Annotated in this window: 22 protein-coding genes and 1 pseudogene; 14 read left to right on the forward strand and 9 right to left on the reverse strand. The window is 58.7% G+C overall.

Going from position 1 to position 24,294, the window contains the following annotated elements:
• Positions 1-21 precede the first annotated feature (21 nt).
• Positions 22-798, reverse strand: a complete 777-nt coding sequence (locus DMX11_RS03245) for an enoyl-CoA hydratase/isomerase family protein (protein WP_110743190.1) — start codon at positions 796-798, stop codon at positions 22-24.
• Positions 799-806: 8 nt separating this feature from the next.
• Positions 807-2,327, reverse strand: a complete 1,521-nt coding sequence (locus DMX11_RS03250; RefSeq protein WP_177410702.1) for a class I adenylate-forming enzyme family protein — start codon at positions 2,325-2,327, stop codon at positions 807-809.
• Between the two features lie 266 nt (positions 2,328-2,593).
• On the opposite strand from DMX11_RS03250, the gene DMX11_RS03255 reads away from it, so the two are divergent.
• Both DMX11_RS03255 and DMX11_RS03260 read left to right on the forward strand, forming a co-directional pair.
• Positions 2,594-3,361, forward strand: coding sequence for an SDR family NAD(P)-dependent oxidoreductase (locus DMX11_RS03255; protein ID WP_110743192.1), 768 nt, complete (start codon positions 2,594-2,596; stop codon positions 3,359-3,361).
• Between the two features lie 70 nt (positions 3,362-3,431).
• Entirely contained in the window at positions 3,432-3,992 is a 561-nt protein-coding gene (locus tag DMX11_RS03260) for a TetR/AcrR family transcriptional regulator (protein ID WP_158286153.1), read from the forward strand.
• A 46-nt stretch (positions 3,993-4,038) separates the two neighbouring features.
• On the opposite strand, the gene DMX11_RS03265 is transcribed toward DMX11_RS03260, so the two are convergent.
• Genes DMX11_RS03265 through DMX11_RS03275 form a run of 3 tightly spaced genes read right to left on the reverse strand, consistent with a single transcriptional unit; the run spans position 4,039 to position 6,793 of the window.
• On the reverse strand, positions 4,039-4,986 hold the full coding sequence (locus DMX11_RS03265) for a hydroxymethylglutaryl-CoA lyase (protein WP_110743193.1): 948 nt from the start codon (positions 4,984-4,986) through the stop codon (positions 4,039-4,041).
• Between the two features lie 4 nt (positions 4,987-4,990).
• Positions 4,991-5,392 (reverse strand): cupin domain-containing protein, encoded by a 402-nt coding sequence (locus tag DMX11_RS03270; RefSeq protein WP_110743194.1) that lies wholly within the window; start codon positions 5,390-5,392, stop codon positions 4,991-4,993.
• 12 nt (positions 5,393-5,404) lie between these two features.
• A complete protein-coding gene (locus tag DMX11_RS03275; RefSeq protein ID WP_110743304.1) occupies positions 5,405-6,793 on the reverse strand; it encodes an acetyl/propionyl/methylcrotonyl-CoA carboxylase subunit alpha in 1,389 nt (462 codons plus the stop codon).
• A gap of 185 nt (positions 6,794-6,978) precedes the next feature.
• Here DMX11_RS03275 and DMX11_RS03280 point away from each other — a divergent pair, with 185 nt between their 5' ends.
• From DMX11_RS03280 to DMX11_RS03310, 8 genes are all read left to right on the forward strand, one after another.
• Entirely contained in the window at positions 6,979-7,755 is a 777-nt protein-coding gene (locus DMX11_RS03280) for an enoyl-CoA hydratase/isomerase family protein (protein WP_110743195.1), read from the forward strand.
• On the forward strand, positions 7,752-9,284 hold the full coding sequence (locus DMX11_RS03285; RefSeq protein ID WP_110743196.1) for an acyl-CoA carboxylase subunit beta: 1,533 nt from the start codon (positions 7,752-7,754) through the stop codon (positions 9,282-9,284). Before DMX11_RS03280 ends, DMX11_RS03285 begins: the two co-directional genes overlap by 4 nt.
• 28 nt (positions 9,285-9,312) lie before the next feature.
• The gene (locus DMX11_RS03290) at positions 9,313-9,525 is read left to right on the forward strand and encodes a biotin/lipoyl-containing protein (protein WP_047602697.1); all 213 of its coding nucleotides are present in this window, start codon (positions 9,313-9,315) and stop codon (positions 9,523-9,525) included.
• A gap of 18 nt (positions 9,526-9,543) precedes the next feature.
• Entirely contained in the window at positions 9,544-10,389 is an 846-nt protein-coding gene (locus DMX11_RS03295) for a fumarylacetoacetate hydrolase family protein (RefSeq protein WP_110743197.1), read from the forward strand.
• 72 nt (positions 10,390-10,461) lie between these two features.
• Positions 10,462-10,725, forward strand: coding sequence for a hypothetical protein (locus DMX11_RS26150; RefSeq protein WP_256590492.1), 264 nt, complete (start codon positions 10,462-10,464; stop codon positions 10,723-10,725).
• Positions 10,726-10,730: 5 nt separating this feature from the next.
• Positions 10,731-11,810 carry an MFS transporter gene (locus DMX11_RS03300; protein WP_256590496.1) on the forward strand — a complete coding sequence of 360 codons (1,080 nt, stop codon included), beginning with the start codon at positions 10,731-10,733 and terminating at the stop codon, positions 11,808-11,810.
• A 74-nt stretch (positions 11,811-11,884) separates the two neighbouring features.
• Complete coding sequence (locus tag DMX11_RS03305) at positions 11,885-13,039, forward strand: acyl-CoA dehydrogenase family protein (RefSeq protein WP_110743198.1); 1,155 nt, start codon at positions 11,885-11,887, stop codon at positions 13,037-13,039.
• Between the two features lie 193 nt (positions 13,040-13,232).
• On the forward strand, positions 13,233-14,585 hold the full coding sequence (locus tag DMX11_RS03310; protein ID WP_110743199.1) for an OprD family porin: 1,353 nt from the start codon (positions 13,233-13,235) through the stop codon (positions 14,583-14,585).
• Between the two features lie 117 nt (positions 14,586-14,702).
• On the opposite strand, the gene DMX11_RS03315 is transcribed toward DMX11_RS03310, so the two are convergent.
• The gene (locus DMX11_RS03315; RefSeq protein WP_110743200.1) at positions 14,703-15,590 is read right to left on the reverse strand and encodes a LysR family transcriptional regulator; all 888 of its coding nucleotides are present in this window, start codon (positions 15,588-15,590) and stop codon (positions 14,703-14,705) included.
• Between the two features lie 111 nt (positions 15,591-15,701).
• Here DMX11_RS03315 and DMX11_RS03320 point away from each other — a divergent pair, with 111 nt between their 5' ends.
• Positions 15,702-16,763, forward strand: coding sequence for a YeiH family protein (locus DMX11_RS03320; protein ID WP_110743201.1), 1,062 nt, complete (start codon positions 15,702-15,704; stop codon positions 16,761-16,763).
• A 100-nt stretch (positions 16,764-16,863) separates the two neighbouring features.
• Positions 16,864-18,237 carry a nucleotide 5'-monophosphate nucleosidase PpnN gene (gene ppnN / locus DMX11_RS03325; protein ID WP_110743202.1) on the forward strand — a complete coding sequence of 458 codons (1,374 nt, stop codon included), beginning with the start codon at positions 16,864-16,866 and terminating at the stop codon, positions 18,235-18,237.
• 126 nt (positions 18,238-18,363) lie between these two features.
• Here the strand turns inward: ppnN and DMX11_RS03330 are convergent, their stop codons facing one another.
• Together DMX11_RS03330 and DMX11_RS03335 are read right to left on the reverse strand one after the other, a co-directional pair.
• Positions 18,364-19,509 (reverse strand): GGDEF domain-containing protein, encoded by a 1,146-nt coding sequence (locus DMX11_RS03330; RefSeq protein WP_110743203.1) that lies wholly within the window; start codon positions 19,507-19,509, stop codon positions 18,364-18,366.
• A 198-nt stretch (positions 19,510-19,707) separates the two neighbouring features.
• Positions 19,708-20,631, reverse strand: a complete 924-nt coding sequence (locus DMX11_RS03335) for a LysR substrate-binding domain-containing protein (RefSeq protein WP_110743204.1) — start codon at positions 20,629-20,631, stop codon at positions 19,708-19,710.
• A 103-nt stretch (positions 20,632-20,734) separates the two neighbouring features.
• Between DMX11_RS03335 and DMX11_RS03340 the strand changes: the two genes are divergently transcribed.
• The gene (locus DMX11_RS03340; protein WP_110743205.1) at positions 20,735-21,694 is read left to right on the forward strand and encodes a DMT family transporter; all 960 of its coding nucleotides are present in this window, start codon (positions 20,735-20,737) and stop codon (positions 21,692-21,694) included.
• A gap of 58 nt (positions 21,695-21,752) precedes the next feature.
• Here DMX11_RS03340 and pssA read toward each other — a convergent pair whose 3' ends face one another.
• Positions 21,753-23,081: a CDP-diacylglycerol--serine O-phosphatidyltransferase gene (pssA, locus tag DMX11_RS03345; RefSeq protein ID WP_110743206.1), complete on the reverse strand. Its 1,329-nt coding sequence runs from the start codon at positions 23,079-23,081 to the stop codon at positions 21,753-21,755.
• A gap of 181 nt (positions 23,082-23,262) precedes the next feature.
• Here pssA and DMX11_RS03350 point away from each other — a divergent pair.
• Positions 23,263-24,269 (forward strand): annotated as a pseudogene (locus tag DMX11_RS03350) (GlxA family transcriptional regulator).
• Positions 24,270-24,294 lie beyond the last annotated feature (25 nt).

Raw genomic sequence — 24,294 nt, forward strand, 5'->3', positions numbered from 1 at the left:
GCGCTCGTTATGTCCAGTGCTTCACCGCCCCTTGTAAGCGGGCTCGCGTTTTTCGGTGAACGCTGCAATACCTTCTTTGAAGTCTTCGCTCAGAAGGATTCGACGGAAAGCCGTGCGCTCCAATTCCAACGCAGCGTCAAGACCGCAGTCAGCGCCGCGTCGAATCACTTGCAACGACGCCCGCACAGCCAGAGGGCCATTTTTGGTGATGCTGTGAGCAATTTCCAAAGCACGCGGCAGAAGGTTATCCGAGGTAGTGAGCTCACTCACCAATCCTTCTACGAGCGCTCGCTCGGCGCCAATAGGCTCGCCGGTCAGCACCATTTGAGTCGCCAGGGCGCTGGAGACCACTCGGGACAATCGAGTGACACCACCGGCACCGGCGATGACACCCCACCGCGGCTCCGGAAGCGCGAACTTGGCATAATCCACAGCAATGCGCAGGTCGCAGGCCAACGCGATTTCAAGCCCTCCGGCATAGGCAAGACCGTTAATGGCGGCAATGATCGGTTTGGTCGTCGGCGAACCGCGGTTGATACCGCAAAAGTCACCATCGTCCAGTTCCTTGACCGCCCTCTCACGCAGATAGGGCAAGAAGGTGCCGATGTCGGCGCCTGAACAGAAGGCCTTGGTGCCGGCCCCCGTCAATACCACAACCTGGATCTCGTCATCGGTATTGATCCGCGACCAGATCTCCTGGAAGGCCAGATGCGTGTTCAGGTCAATGGCGTTCATGGCCTGAGGACGATTGATCGTCACCAGGGCGACAGGACCTTGTTTTTCGAAGTCGATAGCCATGATTATCCTCAGCCCTGCGGCTCAAAACGTTGACGGAGTTCGCGCTTGAGAATCTTGCCGTTGTGGTTGAACGGCATATCCGCGTAGGTGATGAATTCGACACGCTTCGGCAGCTGGTAACTAGCCAGATGCTCCCGGGCATGCGCGACGAGCAGCTCAGGATCACCGACCACCCCATCGTGCAGCACGATGATCGCGGTAACCTCTTCACCCCAGCGCTCGTTGTTCAGACCGATCACTGCAACTTCGCGAACGTGATCATGTTTTGCCAGCACGGCCTCGACTTCCTGGGAATAGACATTCAGCCCGCCGGTTTTGATCATGTCCTTCAGACGGTCGTAGAAGTACACAAAACCGTTGGCATCCATGTGCGCAAGGTCGCCAGTGTGTAGCCAACCATCCTGGTCAATCGCATCAGCCGTCGCATCGGGGCGGTTGTGGTAGCCCAACATGATGGTAGGCCCCCGCAGGACGATCTCGCCAATCTCGCCTGGAGGTGCAATGTTGCCCTTGTCGTCAACGATAGCCACCTCGATGTTCTGGAAGGCCCGGCCAATCGATCCACGAGCGCGGTCGTAATCCTCCTCCTTGAGCACCGTCGCAATCGGGCCAGCTTCAGTGAGGCCATACTGGTAGTAAATCTTCACGCCAGGGATGCATGCTTTCATGGCGCTGCGGTCGTTTGCGGTAAGAATGCCACTGCCTACGTACCACCGGGTCATGGAACTCACATCCAGCTCCTTGGCGAGCGGGTGCAAGACGAACTCGCGTGCCAGCGAGGGCGGCATGAAGGTGTTGGTAACGCGCTCTTTATCGATGACGCACAGCACCTCTTCAGTGGCATATTTCTCAAGCAGCGTAGCGGTAGCCCCGAGGTACAAGTGGGGGAGCAACCAGCAATTGAGCGCTGCAGAATGGTGCAACGGCGTAGCGATCAACGTGTTATCGCCCTCCACCATGTCTGTGTCGATGATTTCGTTGAGCGAGTTCCAGAAGAGATTGGAATGGCTCAGCAGCACGCCTTTGGATCGCCCGGTCGTGCCACCGGTGTAGAGAATCACGGCAGGATCATGTTCGCTCAGGCGGTCTGTCGGGTGGGGAGCGTCTGCATAATCTGCTTTGAACGCATCCAGCGACTCCAGATTCACCACGGGAAATCGCAGCGTTTCCAGCAACCCACCAAAGGCTTCAACATGTTGCTCGGATACGAACAGCACCTTTGAGCCACTGTCCTCGAGCATCATGGAAATCTGCTCAGGCGTTTCCCGATAGTTCAGTGGCACGGCTACGGCACCGATCTTGACGACCCCGTAGAACGCCTCGACCCATTGGCGGCTAGAGCTGGCAAGGAACGCGACCTTGTCTCCATGTGAAACACCCTGCGCAAGCAGCGCGTGGCCTACTCGGTTGGCACCGGACTCGAACTCTGCGTAGGTCGTGCGTCCGACCTTATCGATCAGGGCCACTTTGCTGGGGAAACGCTTGGCATTGTGGGTGATGTGACCACCCAGCAGCATACGGCTAGACATGAAAAATCCTCTTGTAATTGTTTTGAGGCTCCTCAGCGCGCAGATGTTCACGCAGCGTCCGAGCCGTCTGGACGCCCAGAATAACTAACCCACGTTAGTTTGCAATAGGGGAAACGCCGGATTTTTAGAACAAGAATGCCTACAGACAGCCGGGATCCAGCGGAAAAACAGGCCACGCAAGGCCTGAATACCTTGTAATTCGAGCGAAAGGAGATAAAAATAACGCTTGTTAGTTTCCTATACCAAAAACAAGATGAGGACTCACCATGCTAGACCTTTCACTACGCCTCGATGATGCAATCGTGCTGATCACGGGAGGCGGCCGAGGGAATGGCGCATCCCTCGCCCATGGTTTTGCCATCGCCGGCGCGACCGTCATCGTGACCGACATTGACATGAACACCGCATCAGGGACAGCCAAAGCCATATGCGACGAAGGTGGTAAGGCTCATGCATTTGCCCTCGATATCTGTGACGAGGCCGCTTGTATCAATCTCGCAGATCTCATAAGGCGTGAAATCGGCAGTATCACGGCGCTGATCAACAATGCGGGCCTGCTCTTCCGTGCCCCATTCGCCAGCGAAAAGAGCCCGGAGCAGTGGCGTCGAACCCTGGCAGTGAATGTAACTGGCATGTTCAATGTCACCCATGCCTTCCTTGCGCACTTGAAAGAAACGAAAGGCTCAGTTCTCAACATCGGCTCCATCCACAGCTACACATCCGGCTTGGCCTCACTGTCCAGCTACGTGACGTCCAAAGGGGCGGTCTTGCAATTTACCAAGGCTCTGGCGTCCGAATTGGCCGCTGACGGTATCCGTGTAAATGGACTCGCGCCAGGCTCGTTCCCGACGGCTATGTCGCAAGAAACACGGCAAGATCCTGGCAAGCTTGAGGCATTTCTCAGTCACGTGCCCATGGGGCGTACGGGGGAACCGCACGAACTGGTAGGGCCGGCAGTGTTCTTGACCTCGCACCTGGCAAGCTATATTACTGGCGCGATGGTTCCTGTGGATGGTGGCTATCTGACCCGCTAAGCCGCCCTCCCATTCTTGAAGAGACATTTACCTGATGCGACCTGTAGGCGCGAAACGAGAAGTCACCGAATTGGCCATTCACACCGCTGGCGTGGACTTGATTGCCAAGTACGGCTACGAGGCGATGACCCTGAGAACCCTTGCGGAGCAGGTCGGCATCAAAGCTGCCTCCCTCTACAACTACTTCAGCAACAAGCAAGAGTTCCTAGCCACAGTCCTCAAGGCCGTGATGCGCGATCTGCTGATGGAATTCACCGAAAAGGTGGACCTTCAGCCATCCACATATCAGCGTTTTGAGGCCATGGTAGGCGTGCATCTGCATTTCCATACTGAGCGCCGCAAGGAGGTCTTCATAGGCAATATGGAGCTTCGCAGCCTGGATGAGGACAATTACCGCATGGTTACCCGCTTGCGCTCAGAGTACGAGCGTCGGGTTCGTCAAATCATCGAGGATGGCGTGCAGGAAGGAATCTTCAATGTCTCTGACTGCAACCTCACAACCAAAGCACTGATCTCCATGCTGACCGGTATCTGCACCTGGTATCAGCCGGGGGGGAAGCTCGGACTGGAGGAGCTGGAGCGGCAACACATCGAACTGTCGCTCAGAATGGTAGGATTTAAATCCAGCTGAACCAAAAACCCCACCTTGAAGGTGGGGTTTTCACTGCCAGCTTGCGTCAAGCCTTTTTGTAACGCTCCAAGCTACCACCATGCATGACCTTGCCGGGTAGCTGTCGACCGAAGATATCCTCTGCAAGTTTTGCGACTTCGATCAAGGCGTCGAGATTGACGCCAGTTTCAATACCCATCTCCTCACACATGAATACGAGGTCTTCGGTGCAGATGTTCCCTGCAGCACCGCGATGGCCTGCGAATGGGCAGCCACCCAGCCCCGCACAGGAACTGTCGTATTTCGCAACGCCCAGCTTCAGCGCGGCGTACACATTCGCCAAACCTGTCCCCCGAGTGTCGTGAAGGTGGAGACCTAACGCCAGGTCGGGCCACTTCTCGCGAATGGCGCCAATCGTCCTTTCCATCATCAATGGATTTGCCCAGCCAACGGTGTCAGCAAGGTACACACCCTTGAGCTGTACATCGGCTTCGGTCGCCAGATCCAGCACCTCTCCCACCATTCGGACAACCTGGGGGATGGGCATATAGCCTTCGTAGTTGCACCCGAAAGCAGTCATGACGTAGCCCCACTCAACCGGAACACCATGCTCTGCGTACGACTTCAGCCAAGCGCGCTGCTCATCGAGCGTCTGCTCGATGTTCTTGTTGGTGTTGTTGACTGAAAACGCTTCGGACGCAGTTACCCGGATCGCGCCGATGATATCGAGCTGAGATTTGTAAGCACGCTCTAGCCCTTGCTGGTTCAGCCAGAGACCGGTGTAGCGCACGCCAGGCTTCTTGTTGATGGCAGCCGCCAGCTCATCAGCGTCCGCCATCCCTGGAACGCGCTTCGGATTGACGAAAGAAACGCAGTCAATCTGCTTCAGGCCCGTCTCAGCGAGCGCTTCAATCAGCTCAGTCTTCCGATGCAGTGGGATAGGATTGGCTTCGATCTGGAACCCTTCACGGGGCCCCTCTTCGTTGATCAAGATTTTCTTTGGCAGGTCGCTCATTTGTTTACTCCAGATTCTGACCAGCGTGTACGCCTTCCAGGAACTTGTTCGGGCGAAGGAAGAAGGAAAGCACCAGCGCCCCATTGGGCGATCGCGCCAGATGCTGATTACCGCGAGGACGCCAAACGAAGTCGCCTGCGACCACCTCACCCTCGTCATCTACGATGCTGCCTTCCAGCACGTAGGTCTGCTCCACCTCGACATGCTCATGCAAAGGAAGCCTGGTGCCAGGCGCCCAACGGAATAATGCAGTGAGCAGGCCGCTTTCCTTATCCTGCAATAGAATTTTCATGTCGATGCCAGGTGTTGGCGTAGGCTTCCAAGGGAGTGATTCAACGTTGATATAGCGCGACGCCAGTTCAGCGAGACCTTCAATGCCCGGCACGTTGGGTGTGGTAACAGCCATGACGATCTCCTCTTAAGCTTGTTGTTCTGCGGCGACAGCGAACAGGCTTTCGCTGTGCTCATCAATGAAGCGAGTGTGAACCTTTGCTTCGAGATACGCAGGTTCAGCCAACACGCGGAGCAGGAACTGACGATTGGTTTTCAGGCCGGAAATCTTGAGCTCGGAAAGTGCTTTTTTGAGGCGAGAAACTGCCTCTGCACGGTCTTTCCCATGAGCAATTATTTTCATGATCATCGGGTCGTAGAAAGGCGTGATTCGATCACCGGCTACGAACCCGCCATCAATCCGAACGCCCTCGACCTGAGGCATCTCGAGCGCTTCGATCAGGCCTGGAGCAGGCATGAATTTCTTCTCAGGAGACTCCGCGTAGAGACGGGCCTCAATGGCGTGCCCATTGCGCTGGATCGATTGCTGCGTCAACTCAGCCTCCACGCCCTCCCCCAGCGCATGACGAATTTGAGCTTCAACCAGGTCTACCCCAGTCACAGCCTCCGTGACAGGGTGCTCTACTTGAATACGCGTATTCATCTCAAGGAAGAAATACGATTTCGATTTGTCGTCGTAGAGAAACTCTACGGTACCGGCACCATCGTATCGGCAGAGTTTGGCGAGGTTTACGGCAGCTTCCGCCATGTGCGCCAGGACATCCGACGGCACGTTCGGCGCGGGAGACTCTTCAAGCACCTTTTGGTAGCGGCGCTGGATCGAACAATCGCGCTCAAAGAGGTGCACAGCCTCACCATTGCCAAAGCCAAACACCTGCACTTCGATGTGGCGAGCACTTTCAATCAGCTTTTCCAGGAAGACAGTCCCATCGCCGAAAGCACGCTCGGCCATTCGCTGTGTTGCAGCGACCGCCTCAACCAGGTCAGCAGGCGAATGAACAGGCTTGAGCCCGATACCGCCACCACCCGCTGAAGCTTTGACCAAGAGTGGGTAACCCACCACTCTGGCGGCATTGATCAGCGCCTCAGGATCTTCGGCAGTCACGTTTTCCGCGGCGGGTTGCACAGGAACACCCGCTTTGATGGCCAGGTGACGGGAGCGCTGCTTGTCCCCCATTGCCTTGATCACCTCAGCGGTGGGGCCAATGAAGGTAATGCCGGCAGCAGCGCAAGCGTCGGAGAAGTCGGTGTTTTCAGACAAGAAGCCATAGCCGGGGTGTACCAGTGTTACACCGTTCTCTTTGGCAACTCGCAACACCTTCTCCGCATCTAGATAGCTTTCCGCCGCTTTGGACGGGCCAATCAGAAACGCCTCATCAGCAGCCTTCACGTGCTGAGATTCGGCATCTGCTTCGGAATACACCGCAACGGTAGGAATTCCGAGAGCCTTGGCGGAGCGAATCACCCGGCATGCGATCTCGCCGCGATTCGCGATCAGTAGTTTTTGTTCTGTCACGATCATCTCCTAAAACTAACAGTTGTAAGTCACTAGCATCGATACGTCCGTCTCTGCTTGCGTCCCGCTATCTCTGGGCAACGCGACCATAAGCTGAAAAACGACGACCAGGCTTGTGCTGGAAACAAAGCCTAGCTATATTCTCGAAAACTAACAACGGTTAGTAAAACAAAAAGGAGAATCCCTTGAGCACAACGCAGCTCCTGGTCGAGCGCCAAGGCCCCCGCGCCACCATCATCCTGAGCAATCCTGCCAAGCGAAATGCGATCGCCACCGCAACTGCCAGGAACCTGGTCGACACGTTGATACAGCTGGATGGTGAGCAGGACATCCGAGTCATTGTCATCACGGGTGAAGGCGAGTGCTTCTCCTCTGGCGGTGACCTCGACGAATTCCTTTCGACTGTCGATGCAGGTGGTACCCAGCTGTGGGAAACCGGCGAACCTTGGCAGCGCCTTTTCAGCGTAATTCCGACCCTGAGTAAGCCGGTGATTGCCCGCGTCGTTGGCCCAGCCATGGCTGGAGCGTGCGGCCTGGTCGCTGCGTGCGACTTTGCGTATTGCACCGAAGGCGCCAAGTTCGGCTCTCCGGAAGTGAAGATTGGCCTCTTCCCGCTTTTCATCCTTCCGGCGCTTCTAGGTCGGCTGGGAGAGCGCCACGCCCTGGATCTGGCCCTCACCGGCCGCACCATCGATGCCCAGGAGGCCTACCGCATGGGCCTCGTCAATCACGTTGCGACGGCTGATGAAATCGACACGCTGGTAGACCAGCTGGTGAAAACCTTCACACATCTGGAGCCCGCCACTGTCCGTCGGGGCAAGCACGCGTTCAACAAAATCTCGTCCGTCGGCCTGATTGAAGGCTTGGAACTGGCCCGCGGCCTGCGTCCTGCCTTCATGTGCTCCGAAGAGCTTCGTCGCGGTATCGAGAAATTTTTTGCCAAGAAAGAGGTGAAGGCATGAGCGGCTACGAAAACGTAAAAGAACTGCAACGTCGCGTCGAAATTGCACGCGCCGGCGGTTCAGACAAAGCAAAAGAAAAACACCAGGCTCAAGGTAAGATCCTGGTCCGCGACCGTCTCAACATGCTCTTCGACAACGGTGAGTACCTTGAGGACGGTTTGCTTGTCGGCGCATCTCGCGGAATGCCTGGCGACGCCGTGGTAACTGCAATTGGCAAGATCAACGGCCAAGAAGTCGCTGTCATTGCAAACGACATGACTGTCAAAGCGGGCACTTGGGGCTACCACACCTTCCGTAAAATCGTTCGCATGCAAGAAATTGCTGTGGATGCCAAGATGCCAATCATCTACCTCGTGGACAGTGCTGGCGCTCGTATCGACAGTCAGTTCGATTGCTACCTCGGACGGATCGCATGGGGCAACATTTTCTACACGCAAGTGCAAATCTCGGGGGTAGTACCCCAGGTCTGCGTCATGTTCGGCCCCTCTCCCGCGGGTTCTGCCTATGTACCAGCGTTGTGCGACCTGGTCATCATGGTCGACAAACAGGCAACTGCTTACCTGGGTTCTCCGCGGCTGGCTGAAGCGGCAATCGGCGAGAAGGTAACCGAAGAGCAAATGGGCGGTGCTCGTATGCACTGCGCCATGAGCGGGCTCGGCGACTACCTGGCGCAAAATGAAGAAGAAGCACTCAAGGCAGCTGCTGACTACCTTCGCTTCTTCCCAAGCCACAACAGCCAGCTTCCTCCTCTGCGTGAGCCGAAACAGCCCGCGTCCAAACGTTCGATCACCGAAATCGTCCCCGCAGACCAGAACCGTCCGTTTGAGGTGAGGGAGCTCGTTGAATCGCTTGTGGACGAAGACTCGATCTTTGAAGTGAAGGCGCTCTTTGCCAAAGAGATCTACACCGCGTTCGCTTACCTGGGCGGCCGCCCTGTCGGGATTATCGCGAACAACTCGAAGAACAAAGGCGGTGTTCTGTTCAACGACAGCGCAGACAAAGCTACCCGTTTCATCTGGGCGTGCAACGCCTTCAACATTCCACTGCTTTTCCTGCAGGACATCAGTGGCTACATGATCGGTAGCGCCGTAGAAAAAGCGGGGATCATCCGTCACGGCGCCAAGCTGCTGCATGCCGTGTGTGAGGCGAAGGTGCCGCGCATCTCCGTCATGGTTCGCAAAGGTTACGGCGGTGGCTACCTGGGTATGTCGGGTGGTCCGACCATGCCTGACGCACAGCTCGCCTTGCCGGGTGCAATGCCGGCTCTGATGGGCCCAGAGGCTGCCATCAACGCCATCCACTACAACGAGATCCAGGCCCTGGAAGGTGAAGCGCGAGCTGCGTTCATCGATGAGAAGCAGAAGGCCTACGCCAAGGACATCAACGCGTTCGATCCTGCGGATCAATTCTCCTTCGAAGCGGTTATCGATCCAGACGATCTGCGTGACGAGCTGATCAAGCGCTTTGCCTTGTACAGCCGCCGTGAAATTCCTCGCATCGATCGCCGCAACGGCATCTACCCGGTTTAACCCCAGACAATTAGAAAGGATTTAGCTGATGAGCGAAATCAAAGCACCCATGGCCGGCAACATTTGGAAGATCAACGTTCAGGTTGGGCAGGAGATCAACTTCGGCGATGAAGTCATCATCATGGAATCGATGAAGATGGAGATACCGGTAGAGGCCGATGACTCGGGCGTCGTCAAAGAAATCAAGGTCGTAGAAAACGACACCGTCGACGACGGGCACGTTCTCATTGTCCTGGGTTAATCCTGAGAGATTTTGTCCATGAAAATTGCATCCTTCATCTATGACGGGCGCAGTTCGTACGGTGTCGTTGATGGCGACACCGTTTCGGACGCCGGCGCAGTGCTCGGTCAATGTTATTCCGATTTGCGCTCCGTTCTAGCGTCCAGCAACGGCCTGGATGAACTCGCTGCGCTGCGCGATGCGCCGACGCTGAGCGTAGACCAGGTCCAGTGGCTGCCAGTCATCCCAAACCCCGACAAGGTGCTGTGTGTTGGCCTGAACTACCTGAAGCATATAGTCGAGACTGGCCGCGAAGTACCAAAGCACCCCACCCTGTTCACTCGATTCGCGAGTGCCCAGGTTGGTCATGATCAGCCACTCATCCAACCCAAGGCCTCTGCTGCTTTCGACTTTGAGGGCGAGTTGGCGATCGTAATCGGCAAATCGGGTCGGCACATCTCGAAAGAGAATGCGCTTCAGCACGTCGCTGGTTACAGCCTCTTCAACGACGGATCCATTCGTGATTGGCAGCGCCACACCCTGCAGTTCACAGCAGGTAAGAATTTTGTCGGGAGCGGTAGCTTTGGCCCTTGGCTCGTCACCCAGGATGAAATCACCGATATCGACAGCCTCGTCCTGGAAACGCGCCTGAACGGCGAGGTGGTTCAGCGTGAAGGCCTTGATGATCTGCTGTTCAAGATTCCTGAGTTGATTGAATACATCTCAACCTTCACCGAGCTTCTGCCGGGAGATGTGATCGCAACTGGAACCCCCGGTGGCGTGGGTGCATTCCGTACCCCGCCATTGTGGATGAAACCTGGTGATGTTGTTGAAGTTGAAGTGGAGGGAATCGGAACACTCAAAAATACCGTAAATGCTGAGTAATACTTGAATGGTGGAAGGCGTCCACGCGCGCCTTTCATTCGAAGTCCGCACAATAACAACACTGGACTCACCATGAAATCGACGATCGACGCCTCCAGCTGGCGCCTTGCTGAAGCTACCGCAATCAATCGTGTGCTGTTTCGAAAAATAGCACTGCGGGTTATCCCTCTGATCTTTGTCGCCTACATCTTCGCCTTCCTTGATCGGGTGAACATCGGCTATGCGAAGCTTCAGATGCTCCCCGACCTAGGCTTGACCGAAAGCCAATACGGCTTCGCGGCGGGCATCTTTTTATTGGCTACGCGCTGTTCGAGATCCCAAGCAATCTACTGCTAGACAAGATAGGCGCCCGCAAAACCATGACGAGAATCATGGTGCTCTGGGGCCTTGCATCGGCCGCCACCATGCTTGTCACGACCGCACAGCAGCTCTATATCTTACGGTTGCTGCTTGGCATCTTTGAAGCTGGATTCTTCCCCGGCGTGATTCTCTATCTGAGCTACTGGTTCCCAAGCTATATGCGCGGTCGAGTCACCGGCACGCTTCTGCTTGCCACACTTGTTGCGCCCATCCTGGGTGGCCCAATCTCCGGCATCATCATGGAGTCAATGAATGGTGTTTCGGGCTTGGCGGGATGGCGGTGGCTGTTCTTGCTTGAAGCTGTACCCATCATCTTCATCGGGATCGCCTGCTTCCTGTTGCTTTGCGATAAGCCCGAACAGGCGCACTGGCTCAGCACCGATGAGAAGGCTCTGCATCAAGAGCTGATGGCTCATGACAAGGCAACGCTCGACCCGGATGCGGTCAACCCACACAGTGGCCAGGCGATATTCAGCGCGCTCATCGACCCGAAAGTCTATGTGCTGGCATTCCTCTATTTCAGCTCCGCTCTCGGTACCTACGCGTTCAATTTCTGGCTGCCGACCACGATCCAAAAGCTCGGTGTTTCCAGCATCACCCACATTTCGCTCTACGCAATGATCCCCTTCACCTGCGCCGCCCTTGGGATGATGTTGATCGGTCGCAGCTCTGACCTGCGACGCGAGCGACGCATGCATTACTGCATCAGTATCTTGTTCGGGGCAGCAATGCTGTCCCTCTCTACCCTCTCTACTTCCCTCCCCCTGTCCCTCGCCTTGTTGGGTGGAGCAGCGTTCGGGTTCAGTGGGGCAATCATCGTCTGCTGGGCAATTCCAGCGACATACCTTAAAGGCAAAAGTGCGCCGGCAGGGATTGCATTGGTCAGCTCGTTGGGCTCGCTCTGCGGTTTCGCTGCACCTTCGATCATTGGTCTTGCGCGCGAATTGACTGGAAAGGATCACGCGGGCATGTATGCGATCAGCCTGATCATGGTGATCGCAGCGCTCTGCATGCTCACGCTCATGCCTAAGCATGCCCTTGCGGTCGGTAAACCTGACTGACTGATTTCCTTTCCAGCGGCCGGGAAGGCACGTGGCCCCGGCTCCTTCGCAATCAATAAGCCCAGGAGATTAGGATGTTTTTGAACCTATCCGAAGAAGAGCAGCTGTACTGCGATGCCGTGGAAGGCACGCTCAACAGGGTGGCTCCCGTTGAGCGTGTACAGAAGCTGGATAATGCCAAGAAATTTGATTTCGACCTGCATAAAGCACTGGCTGAGCTTGGCGTCTGGGGCGTGGGTATCGACGAAGACTTGGGGGGCTCCGGGGGAACGCCCAAGCTTCAGGTTCTGACCCTGGAGGCGCTAGGCCGCAGGGCCACCTCCATGGCAGTCTTCGGCGTCGTTCAGTTCATGGCTACGCGACTGCTCAGCCAATACGGGACGCCACAGCAGCAAGATCAATACCTGGCGAGACTTTGCGCTGGCGAGATCAAAGCATCGTTCTGCCTGACTGAAGAAAGTGGTGGCACTGACATCCTGCAGGCAATGCGCACCAAGGCCAAGCGAGTTGATGACGGTTGGCGACTCACCGGTGGCAAATATTGGATCAGTGGCGCGATCCACGCTGACCTGCTCATTGTCCTCGCTCGCACCGGCGACCACCGCTCGCGCGGCGTAACCATGTTCCTCGTCGATAAGTCAGCACCTGGCGTTTCGGCCTCAGAGATCAATACCTTCGCTATCAACAGCTACGACACCTGCTCTGTTGCCTTCGACGACGTAAAGCTCTCGGATGACGCAGTGCTGGGCGAAGTCGATCAGGGTTTTATCCAAGTGTTGAGCACGCTCAACGCTGAGCGGCTGAACGCCGCTGCAGTTGCCGTTGGAATTGGTCGAGGCGCTCAGCAGCTGGCAGTTGAGTACGCCAAGGATCGCAAAGCGTTCGGGCGACCTATCGGTCAGTTCCAGGCGCTACAGCATCGCCTGGTGTATGCCGGCGTCGCGCTGGAGCAGGCATGGCTCACGACCCAAATGGCTGCGATTGCAGAGGAGCAAGGCCATCAGAATATCGAAATTTCCAGCGCCGTCGCCAAGCTTGCCGCCAGTAAAGCTGCCAACGAAGCGGTCAGGGTTGGCATGGAGTCGATGGGGGGAGCTGGGTTTGATCTGGAATATCCGATGCAACGCTACTATCGCGATATTCGCCTCTACTCTTTTGCGCCACTGACCGACGACATGCTTGCAAACCTGCTGGGTGAGCGCTGGCTTGAGTTGCCTCGATCATTTTGAAATCAAAACCTCGCGATGGGTACTAGAGCGTCGTTATGACAGCTTCAATGCCGCAGGCATGCGTGCATGCCTGCGTAATAGTACACACGCGCACACGAATGAATGAGCAACCTCAAACGACAATTCGTGGCCATAAAACTCTCACAAACATGCGTTACCTCCCCAAACAACAACAATAAGGAAGGTACATAAAATGTCACGCCATTGCGCAATGCTGATGGGCGCTCTCTGCATCTCCTCATTTCAGGCAAATGCAGCGGAAAACCCATTCTTTGATGACGCAAGACTCCGGCTTACCCATAAGAATTTTTTCTTCCACCGAGATTTTCGTAACGGCAGTTCAAGTGCAACCGGCACAAACGCCTTCAAGCCCGTTAACGAAAGAAATGGTTACGCACAGGAGTGGGCCCAAGGCTTTCTTCTGGATTATCAGTCCGGTTTTACACCCGGAGCAATCGGTATTGGGGTAGATGCCAATGCCATCTTAGGCCTCAAGCTGAGTGCAGGAGGCGGTACGGCAGGCTTGCGACTGCTACCCATCGACGGCGATGGCAAGCCTGGCGATGAATATTCCAGGGTGGGTGCCGCGCTAAAGCTTCGTGCATCAAAAAGCACGCTGAAGTATGGCGAACAGATGCCAATGACACCTGTACTGGCGGTGAACACTGTTCGGCTATTCCCCAGCGCCGCCACGGGCCTTCAGTTGAACGTCAACGAATTTGACAACTTCACTGTGGAGGCAGGCCACTACACGAGACAGACCGGCGTGGACGCCTCCAACAGCGACGACAAATTTACGACTGACTACGCCCTCAAGCGTGGAGGGACTGCCATCACCTACGACTCGGCTAGTTTTATTGGCGGCCGATACCAGCAAGATAATTTATCGTTAGCTCTCTATGCAGGTCAGTTGGAAGAGGCTTGGCACCAATACTACGGCAACGGTAAGTACGCTTACGCCATTGATGAAGGCCAAAGAATCGCTTTCGACTTCAACATTTACCGTACCTTAAACTATGGCAAAAGCATCGCGGGCCCCATCAACAACACGTCCTGGTCATTTTCCAGTGCCTACACTACCGGCGGCCATACATTCTCAGTCATTCACCAGCGGGTCAACGGTGACGAACCCTTGGACTGGATCGGCTTTGGCACCATGGGCGGAACCATTACCATCGGAAATGCGGTCCAGTACGCGACGTTCACCGAGGCCAATGAGCGGTCCTGGCAACTGAGATACGACTTCGACTTCGCAGCCCTAGGCATACCGGGGCTTAGCTTCATGACGAGATATGTCAGGGGGGATGGTATGAACAACGCGCACAGTCATAATCCCTTCTACACCGCTCGCCACGTGTACGACAACGACAAGGATAACAAGCATTGGGAGAGAAATTTCGATATCAAGTACGTGATCCAGTCTGGGCCGGCGCGCGATTTATCATTTCGTCTCAGGCAATCCACTCACCGGGCTACCAGCGGTTACAGGTACCTCGACATCGATGAGGTCAGGCTGATTACCGAATTTCCATTGAATATTTTCTAAGCTCGGGCGCCGTAGGCGCCCAGGCCATAAGGGATCTCAGGAAGCACGTCTTCAAGTTGAATTGATGGCGCCTGTGACCCCTTAGCGGGTGAACCCGCGCCCACCGGGCCGGCCTATTCACCCCTCGTCCCGCATACTCACACACAACTCCAGAAACCGCGCCGCCGCCCGCGACGGCGTCGCCGCATGCGGCATCAGGATGGAAAACCGCCTGACCAACCCGTGCGGCAATACCTGCAAACGGTGCAGAGCCCCATCCTCATGGCGGATCGACATCGCCGAGACAAAACCGATTCCCATCCCGGCCCGCACCGCCTCCTTCACGCCTTCCACCCCGGCGATCTCCAAGGCCACCCGCATCGCCACGCCATCACGGGCAAACGCGCGTTCGACGATTTGCCGCACCCCCGAACCGCTCTCGCGCAGCACCAATGGGTAGGCCCCCAGCGATGCCAGCGTGTGCTGGCCCTTGTCAGCCAGTGGATGGCCACTCGGCACAATCGCCACGATCTCGTCCTCGCGCCATGCCGTCAACGCCGTACCCAACGGCAACTCCTGGCCAGGCGGGCCTTCGATCAGGGCGATATCGACACCGTTCAGGGCAGCGACTATCTCCGCCGTGTTGCCCTGCGTGGTGGTAACCAGCACGTCCGGATAACGCCCATGAAAATCAGCGATCAGATAAGGCAACAGGTAGCTGGCCGGGGTGGTACTGGCGCCGATGCGCAAAGTGCCACGCTCCAGCCCCTGCATGGCCTCGCGCAGCGCTTGGGCCTGACGGAAGGTTTCACGCAGGCGTTCGGCATGCGCCAGCAACTGCTCGCCAGCCGCCGTCAGCCGCACGCCGCGGCCGGCACGTTGGTAAAGGGGCTCGCCAAACGCTTCCTGCAGCAGCTTGAGCTGGCCGGACACTGCCGGCTGCGACAGGTGCAGGGCCTGAGCCGCATGGCTGATGTTGCCGTGCTCGGCAACCGTGGCGAAAGTTATCAGTTGTTCCGGGGTCATGATGAGAAAATATCAGCTATTCGGATATTTGCCATTTTAAATTACGATTTTTTATAAGCTTATAACCGTATTAACGTAGCCCTTGTCGAAACACCTTTCCGGAGGACTCACATGGCCACGGTTCCGTCCAACCCTGCTTATGCCCCTACCCTTTCTACCAAAGGGCGGCTCAATGGCATTCTGTTCGTCGCGCTGTTCGCGCTGGCGGTCACGCAACTGGCGGCCATGCCCGCTATCGCCAACCTCGGCATCAGCCCGCTGATCGTCGGTATCGTTGCCGGTGCACTGTATGGCAACGCGCTGCGTGACGGCGTACCGGCAAGCTGGGCGGCAGGTATCAACTTTTCGGCTCGCGGCCTGTTGCGCATCGCCGTGGCGTTCTTTGGCCTGCGGGTAAGCCTGCAGGAAATTGCCGAAGTCGGCTGGTCGGGGCTGATCGTGTCGCTGCTGGTGGTTGGCAGCACCCTGCTGATCGGCCTGTGGTGCGGCATGAAAGTGTTCAAACTGGACCGCGACACCGCCTTGCTGACTGCCGCGGGCAGCGCCATCTGTGGTGCCGCCGCCGTCCTGGCCTTCGAATCGGCGCTGCGCAGCGCCCCGCACAAAAGCGCCATGGCAGTGGGTAGCGTGGTGTTGTTCGGCACTTTGTCGATGTTCCTCTACCCCCTGGCGATCAACGCCGGCTGGCTGCACCTGGACACCATGGGCGCCGGGCTGCTGCTGGGCGGCACCCTTCATGAAGTCGCACAGGTGGTCGGCGCCGCCAGTAACGTCAGCCCCGAGGCCACGCATATCGCCACCATCGTCAAGATGACCCGGGTCATGCTGCTGGTGCCGGTGTTGCTGCTGGTGGGCCTGTGGATCAGCCGTTCGCGCCAGGCCGGCCAGGCGCAGGGCAACGGGCGCATCGCCATGCCCTGGTTCGCCTTCGGCTTCCTCGCCCTGGTGCTGGTGAATTCGCTGCAGGTATTGCCTGGCAGCGTGACCCAGGCGGTCAACAGCCTGGACACCTTTGCCCTGACCATGGCCATGACGGCCCTGGGCATGGAGACCCGTTTCAGCCAGATCCGCCAGGCCGGGCCACGGGCGCTGGCTACCGGGGCACTTCTCAACCTGTGGCTGATGGGTGGTGGCCTGGCGATTACGCTGGGGGTACAGAACCTGTTGGGCTGACTCGATCCCAAGGTTTTTTACAGCCCCCCTCGTTGCCGTCCACTTTTCTAGGTATGGTGTTGTCAAAGAAGGATGTTTTACCCGCACAGGAAAGACTTAGATGCCTCAACGCCATGTCATCAATGCATCCGTCAGCCCCAAAGGCAGCCTGGAGACGCTGTCACAACGTGAAGTGCAGCAATTGAGTGAAGTCGGTACCGGTAGCCTTTACACCCTGTTCCGCCAGTGCGCCCTGGCCATCCTCAACACCGGCGCTCATGTCGACAATGCCAAAACCATTCTCGAGGCCTATCAGGACTTCGAGGTGCGTATCCACCAACAGGACCGAGGCGTACGCCTGGAGCTGCTGAATGCCCCGGCTGACGCGTTTGTCGATGGCGAGATGATCGCCAGCACCCGCGAGATGCTGTTCAGCGCCCTGCGCGACATCGTCTACACCGAAAGCGAACTGGCCAGCCAGCGCATCGACCTGGAAAGCTCCCAGGGCATCACCGACTACGTATTCCACCTGCTGCGCAACGCCCGCACCCTGCGCCCCGGTGTGGAGCCGAAGATGGTGGTGTGTTGGGGCGGCCACTCGATCAGCAGCGAAGAGTACCAATACACCAAGAAGGTCGGCCACGAGCTGGGCCTGCGCAAGCTGGACGTGTGCACCGGCTGCGGCCCGGGTGTGATGAAAGGCCCGATGAAGGGCGCCACCATCGCCCATGCCAAGCAGCGCATGCACGGGAGCCGCTACCTGGGCCTGACCGAGCCGGGCATCATCGCTGCCGAGGCACCCAACCCGATCGTCAACGAACTGGTGATCCTGCCGGACATCGAGAAGCGCCTGGAAGCCTTCGTGCGTGTCGGCCACGGCATCATCATCTTCCCCGGCGGTGCCGGTACGGCGGAGGAGTTCCTCTACCTGCTGGGCATCCTCATGCACCCGGACAACCGCGACGTGCCGTTCCCGGTGGTGCTCACCGGCCCGCGCAGTGCCGAGCCTTACCTGCAACAGCTGCACGCTTTCGTTGGCGCCACCCTGGGAGAGGCGGCACACCGCCTGTACGAGATCATCATCGACGACCCGACGGAAGTCGCCCGGCGCATGGTCGAAGGGCTGAAGGCGGTGAAGCAGTTCCGCCGCGAGCGCAATGATGCCTTCCACTTCAACTGGCTGCTGAAGATCGAGGAGAGCTTCCAGCGCCCATTCGACCCGACTCACCAGGCCATGGCTGAACTGGACCTGCGTCGAGAGCTGCCTGCGCATGAGCTGGCGGCCAACCTGCGCCGGGCGTTTTCCGGGATTGTTGCCGGTAACGTCAAGGACAAGGGGATCCGCCTGATCGAGGAGCACGGCCCTTATCAAATCCACGGCGACAGTGCCGTGCTCGACCCGCTGGGCCGGCTGCTGCAGGCGTTCGTCGACCAGCACCGGATGAAGTTGCCGGGTGGGGCGGCCTATGTGCCCTGTTATCAAGTCGCAACCTGACCCATCTCGTCCAAGGTCTTGATCGTCGCGCTTTCAGTAGGCCTGTGTTCGGCCTACTGAAGTCGCATTCCGTATCGCTAGGGCTACCGCACCCTTGGCAGCCAGGGCGAAGGCGAAAAGTGCAGGTCACTGGCCCAGGTCGGCCATCGGGCGCTCGACAAAGCGGATACTGTTCCGCCCGCCCCGCTTGGACTGATACAACGCCACATCGCCCTGCTCGATCAAGGCAGCCAGGCTCGCCGGTGGCTGGTCGAACAGGTTGGCACCGATACTCAAGGTAACCGCCTGGGGTGTAGGCACAGTCTTGCCAGCATACTGATGAAACTGCTCGCGCAGCACCCCACCCAGTTCCATCACCCGCTCACTGCTGGCCCCACTCAGCAGGATGACGAACTCGTCCCCGCCCAAGCGCGCCGCCAGCGACCGCTCCGGCAGCACCGTGCGAATCATCTCGCTCAGTGCAATGAGCAAACGGTCCCCGGCAATATGCCCATGCAGGTCGTTGACCAGCTTGAAGTTGTCGATATCGATCAGCAGCAATGCCCCAGGCTGCACCGGGCTGACGTCCTTGAAGAAATGCGTCGCCCGCACCTCCAGCGCTCGCCGGTTGTAAAGCGCGGTCAGCGGGTCGCGCGCCGCCAGCCGGGCAATCCGTTCTTCACGTCGGTAACGCACGGTACCGGTCATCGACAGGGCAATCAGCATGATTGCCATCGCCCCTTCCACGAGCGAAACCTGAATGATCAGCCCACCAAAGGTCGCCAGGTCAATCAAGGTGCCCGGGGTGATCGCAATGATTGCCTTCACCACATAGAACAGACCATGAATCAACAACACATAGCGCAACTGCACCGCGCCAACGCTCAGCGACTTGCCATGCGGCCGCAGCAGCAAACTGGCCTTTAGCGTCAACGCCGCGACCAGCAATGAGTTGACCATCAGCATCACCTTCGACCACTGCGGCCCTACGGGCAACAGCAGCAAGGCGAACCAGACCACCACGATCATCAGCCAGGACCGCGACAAGCGCTCCTGGGTAAAGCGCAGCACACCCATCAGGAAAAACCCGTGTGCCACCACCAACAAGCCATTGGCAAACCAGATACCGATGAACAGCAAACCGATCCCGCGCAACAAAGCCAGGATGCAACCGACAGTAATTGTGGCGAAGCCCGCGCTCCAGAACAGCAGCGAGGGTTCGCGGACACTGCGCCATTCAATCGCCAGGTACAGGGCAGCTGCTGCCGCCAGGGCGACCGAAATGGTCAGCATCGTGGGTGGATCTAGCGCCATATACGCTTTGGCCTATCTGGTTAACGAGGAAAAGGCGCGATTGTATGCGCTCGTGATGACTTTTCGGAGAGGCCGTGGTCGGCTGCCTGCAAATGATAGCTGAGCTTCAAGGTTGCCCTGCCAGCATAGATATCATATTGCTATCACTGCTTGCTGGGTAGCCAACCTGACGATCAGTCACCCTTCATGGCGCTTACCCAAAACAGCTGCATTGAACTGCCGCCCCGACAGGAAGCTGATCAGTTGCCGGCCGTGTGAACTCAGGCGCTCCCAATCACGGAAGCACAAGCGTAGCTCCAATGTTGCCCAGGTTTCCGCCAGGGCCACCCTGCGCACCGGTAATTCCTGTTCGGCGCGCACGGCGGCGGTTTCTGGCAGCATCGCCACGCCTGCACGCTGTGCCACCAGCTGTGCGATGGCTTCGAAGCTGGGGGCGCGCACCCGCACCTTCAGCGGCATGGCCAGGTTCATCGCCAGCTCCTCGACAAAACGCTGCATCGGCCGCGCGGACGGCAGGCAGATGAACGCATAGCCCAGGGCATCAATCAGGCGTAGCTGTTCGCGCCCGGCCAGTGGATGGTCGGCGGGTACCAGCATCACCAGCCGCTCGGTGCGAAACGGCAGCGACACCACACCCCCGCTAGGCAGAATGCCGTCGTACACGCCAATCTCGCACTCGTTGGCCAGCACTACCCGCAGCACGTCCACACTCTTGTGCTCCATCAATTGCAGGTCGACTTCCGGGTAATCCGCCAGAAACGGCCCCAGGATCGCCGGCAACAGTGTGCTGTTGGACACCGTGGAGGCCGCCAGGCGCAACGTGATGCGCTGCTCGCCAACCAGTTGCTGCAAGGTTTCCTGCAATTTCTGCGCCTCGCCCAGCACGTTGCGCGCGCCCTCCAGCACCAGGCGACCGGACGGCGTGAGCTGCATGCCATCGGCCATGCGGGTGAACAACATCAGGCCACAGCGCTCTTCAAGCAAGCGCAGGCGATTACTGGCAGCCGACACGGCCACCGGGAAGGTGGCAGCTGCCTTGCTCAGGCTACCCGTGGCGGCAATGGCAAGCAGCAGACGCAGATCAGTCAGGTCGAATGGCATGCCTTTCTCCAAAACAGAAAGCCCTATTCGCTAAAAAGCGATTCTAGCGCGACAGCCTTCTGTTCAGAATAAGCCATGCCTTTTTTACTGCCACAGGTACCCCATGGACGCACTCCGCAGCTTGATTCACCGCCAGTTGCAAAGCGGCGCCCTTTACGCCGTGCTGGCAGCCTTGGGTTTCAGCTTCAAGGCCATCTTCGTCAAGCTGGCCTACGCGGCCGGGCCGGTCGACGCCATCAGCCTGCTGGCCCTGCGCATGGGCCTGGCGCTGCCGCTGTTCGCCTGGCTGGTATGGGCCAGCCGTAGCCAGGGCAGCACCCCGCTCAACCTCGGTGATGGCTTGCGCGTCGCCTTGCTGGGGTTGCTGGGCTATTACCTGGCCAGCCTGTTCGACTTCTATGGATTGCAGTACATCAGCGCCGGGCTGGAGCGGCTGATCCTGTTCACCTATCCAACCTTGGTTCTGGTGTTCCAGGCTGTCGCCTTGCGCGAACGGCCAAGCCTACGCACCTTGTCGGCGATGGGCCTGTGCTACCTGGGGCTGGGCATTGCCTTTGTCCACGACGTCAGCGTGGCCGGGGTTGGGCAGCAAGTGCTGCTGGGCTCGCTGTGGGTGTTCGCCAGTGCGGTGACTTACGCGCTGTACTACGCCGGCACCGGGATGATGCTCAAGCGCATGAACTCGATGCGCCTGGCCGGGCTATGCGGTACAGCGTCCGCACTGATGGTGCTTGCACACTACCTGCTGGTGGCGCCGCTTGGGCACTTGTGGCTGTTGCCGGCAGCGGTCTGGGCCAATGCCGGGTTGATGGCGATTTTCTCCACCGTGTTGCCCGTCTACTGGGTGGCGCTGGCTATCCAGCGCCTGGGGCCGACCCACACGGCGGCGGTGGGCAATCTCGGGCCGGTACTCACCGTGCTGGCATCGTGGGCACTGCTGAGTGAAGAGATTTCGCTGTACCAGATCATCGGGCTGGCGGTGGTACTGTTTGCCGTATCGCGGCTCAAGACCAAAGGCAAGCAACAAGCCGAGGTGGCACCCACCAAAGGTGCCACGGCCTGATGCCTCGGCTGGCTGCACTGGCCTTCGCTTGCCGGCGACGGGCCCTATGCAGGTGACGTCACAACACCCGCTTGATCAGCGGCTCTAGCCGGCTGTAGCGCAAACGCCGCAAGAATTTGCGCACCTCCTTGGGGTGCTCTGCCTTCTCGCCAAGCGCCTCAGCCGAAGCGATCGGCGGCGCAAAGCGGCGCAAATCATTCAGTTCCGCCTCGCGTGGCGCCAGCCACTGCCCTTGCGGGTCATCGATCAGCAGGCCGTTTTCCAGGTCCAGATTAAAGCCCCGCGGGTTGAGGTTGTTGCCGGTCAGCAGTGAATAGCGCTGGTCGACCCACACGCCCTTGGCATGGAAGGTATGCCCGGGATCGTTCCAGATCCGTACCTGCAGCTGGCCACTGGCAATCGCGGCATGCCGCCGCCGAACGAAGGCGCGCAGGTTGTCCTCGTACAGGTAGGGCAGCGCACCGCTGGCGCTGAACGGTTCGCCCGGGGCGATGTAGAAATCGTTGGCCGTACGATCACCGACGATCAACTCCACCCGAACACCTCGTGCCAAGGCATGCTCGAGTTCACGCATGACAACCCGTGGCGGGTTGAAATACGGCGTGCTGATGATGATCTGCCCATGCGCCGCCGCCAGCAAGGCGCAGAGCGCCCGGTTCAGTGGGTTGCCCCTGCCCACCCCTAGCAACGGAATCACCCGCAGGCCCTGCCCTGCCACGCTGGCCGGCGCCTCATAAGCCATGCGCCGCAACCGCGCGCGCAAGCGCCGAATGTCACCACGCAGGCTACGGGTGGAGGGTGGTGCGGGCAGGTCAAGGCGCGGTGTGGCGGTGTGATGCAGCAAGCGCTGCACCAACGCGACCATGGCATCAGCCAGTGCCGGTGACTGGAAAAGGTGATAGCGGTCCAGGCGATAACGGTCGAAGCGGTGCAGGTACACGTTATTCAGGCTGGCACCGGTGTAGATCACGCAGTCGTCGATAATGCTGCCCTTCAGGTGCAGCACCCCGAACAGCTCGCGGGTCTGCACAGGGACGCCATGAATGGCGATGTCCAGCCCACGCAATTGGCGCTGGGCCTGGTACCAGGCAGCGTTGCCCGGCTGGCGCCCGGCGCCGAGCAGGCCACGGCGGGCACGAAACCAATCGACCACGATGGTGATCTGCAAGCCTGGCCGCGCGGCCTTGGCCTGGTACAGGGCATCCAGCACCTCTTGGCCAGCCTCGTCTTCTTGCAGGTAAAGGGCGACGATGACGATGCGCCGGGTGGCCGTACGGATACGTTCAAGCAGGCAGGCGCGGTAGGCCTTGGCATCCGGCAGCACCTGGATCGACTCGGGCGCGATGGGGTAGCCTGGCAGGCCTGCCAGCAAGGATTCGGGGTTCACTGACGATCACCTTCTCTGTGCAATCACTGTCGGCTCTACCAATTGGCGGAGCCATTCCTGGCCGCTGTACCCGGGGTGTAAGATCGACCCGGCAACGACCCATAACAAAAAGAACCACGCGAGGCCCTGTTTTCTCACTGCCCCTGACAAACCATGCCTCAGCTTGCACAGGAACAGCGCAATGGTCCACCCCGCTTCTGCAAACCTATCGCCCTCTAGTGTAAAGAGTTGTTCAGTAAAGACCTTCGGCTTCCTGATTTTGCCCAATTTCACCACCATCGGCCTGGCATCAGCAGTAGAAACCTGCGCATGGCCAACCTGGCCGCACGCAAGCCGCTGTTTCGCAGTGTGCTGATCGCGGCGGACGACGCCCCGGTGGTGGCCAGCAACGGCATGCGCGTGCTGCCCGACTACAGCATTGCCGACGCCCCGGCGCTGGATGCCCTGCTGGTGGTCGGTGCCAACCCGATCGACCGCGGCCGTGGCAACCGCCCGCTGATCGATTGGCTACGCCAACTGGCTCGGCAGCGCTTGCCCTTGGGCGGCATCTGCACCGGCAGCTACTTACTGGCCAAGGCCGAGCTGCTCAAGGGCTACCGCTGCACCATCCACTGGGAAGACCTGCCAGCGCTGCAGGCGCACTTCCCTGGCATCGTCATCTCCAGCCAGCTGTTCGAACTGGACCGCGACCGTTACACCTGCTCGGGCGGGGTAGCGGCAATGGACATGATGCTGCAACTGGTGGCCCGCGAACCCGGCGGCCAGGACATCGCGGCCAAGGCCGCCGAACTGCTGCTGTGTGACCGTGTGCGTGGCGAACGTGAGCGCCAGCGGGTGCCGCTGCGCACCCTGCTCGGCAGCGGCCAGCCCAAGCTGAGCCAAGTGGTGGCAATCATGGAGGCCAACCTGGAAGAGCCGCTGGCGCTGGAGGAACTGGCCAGCCTCAACGAAGTGACGGTGCGCCAGCTCGAGCGGCTGTTCCACAAGTACCTGCAGCGCACGCCCAGCCAGTATTACCTGGAACTGCGCCTGTCCCGGGCGCGGGAACTGCTGCTGCGCAGCGATGTGCAGGTGCGCGAGGTGGCGCTAGCCTGCGGGTTCAGCTCGCCCGCGCATTTTTCCAAGAGCTACAGCCGGTTCTTCGGCTTGTCGCCCTTGGGGGAGCGGCGGCAGGCCTCGCTCCACTGACCCGGGTCAGCTAACGGCTTCGTTG

Origin of the sequence: Pseudomonas sp. LB-090624, from assembly GCF_003205205.1 — a bacterium.
GTDB lineage: Bacteria > Pseudomonadota > Gammaproteobacteria > Pseudomonadales > Pseudomonadaceae > Aquipseudomonas.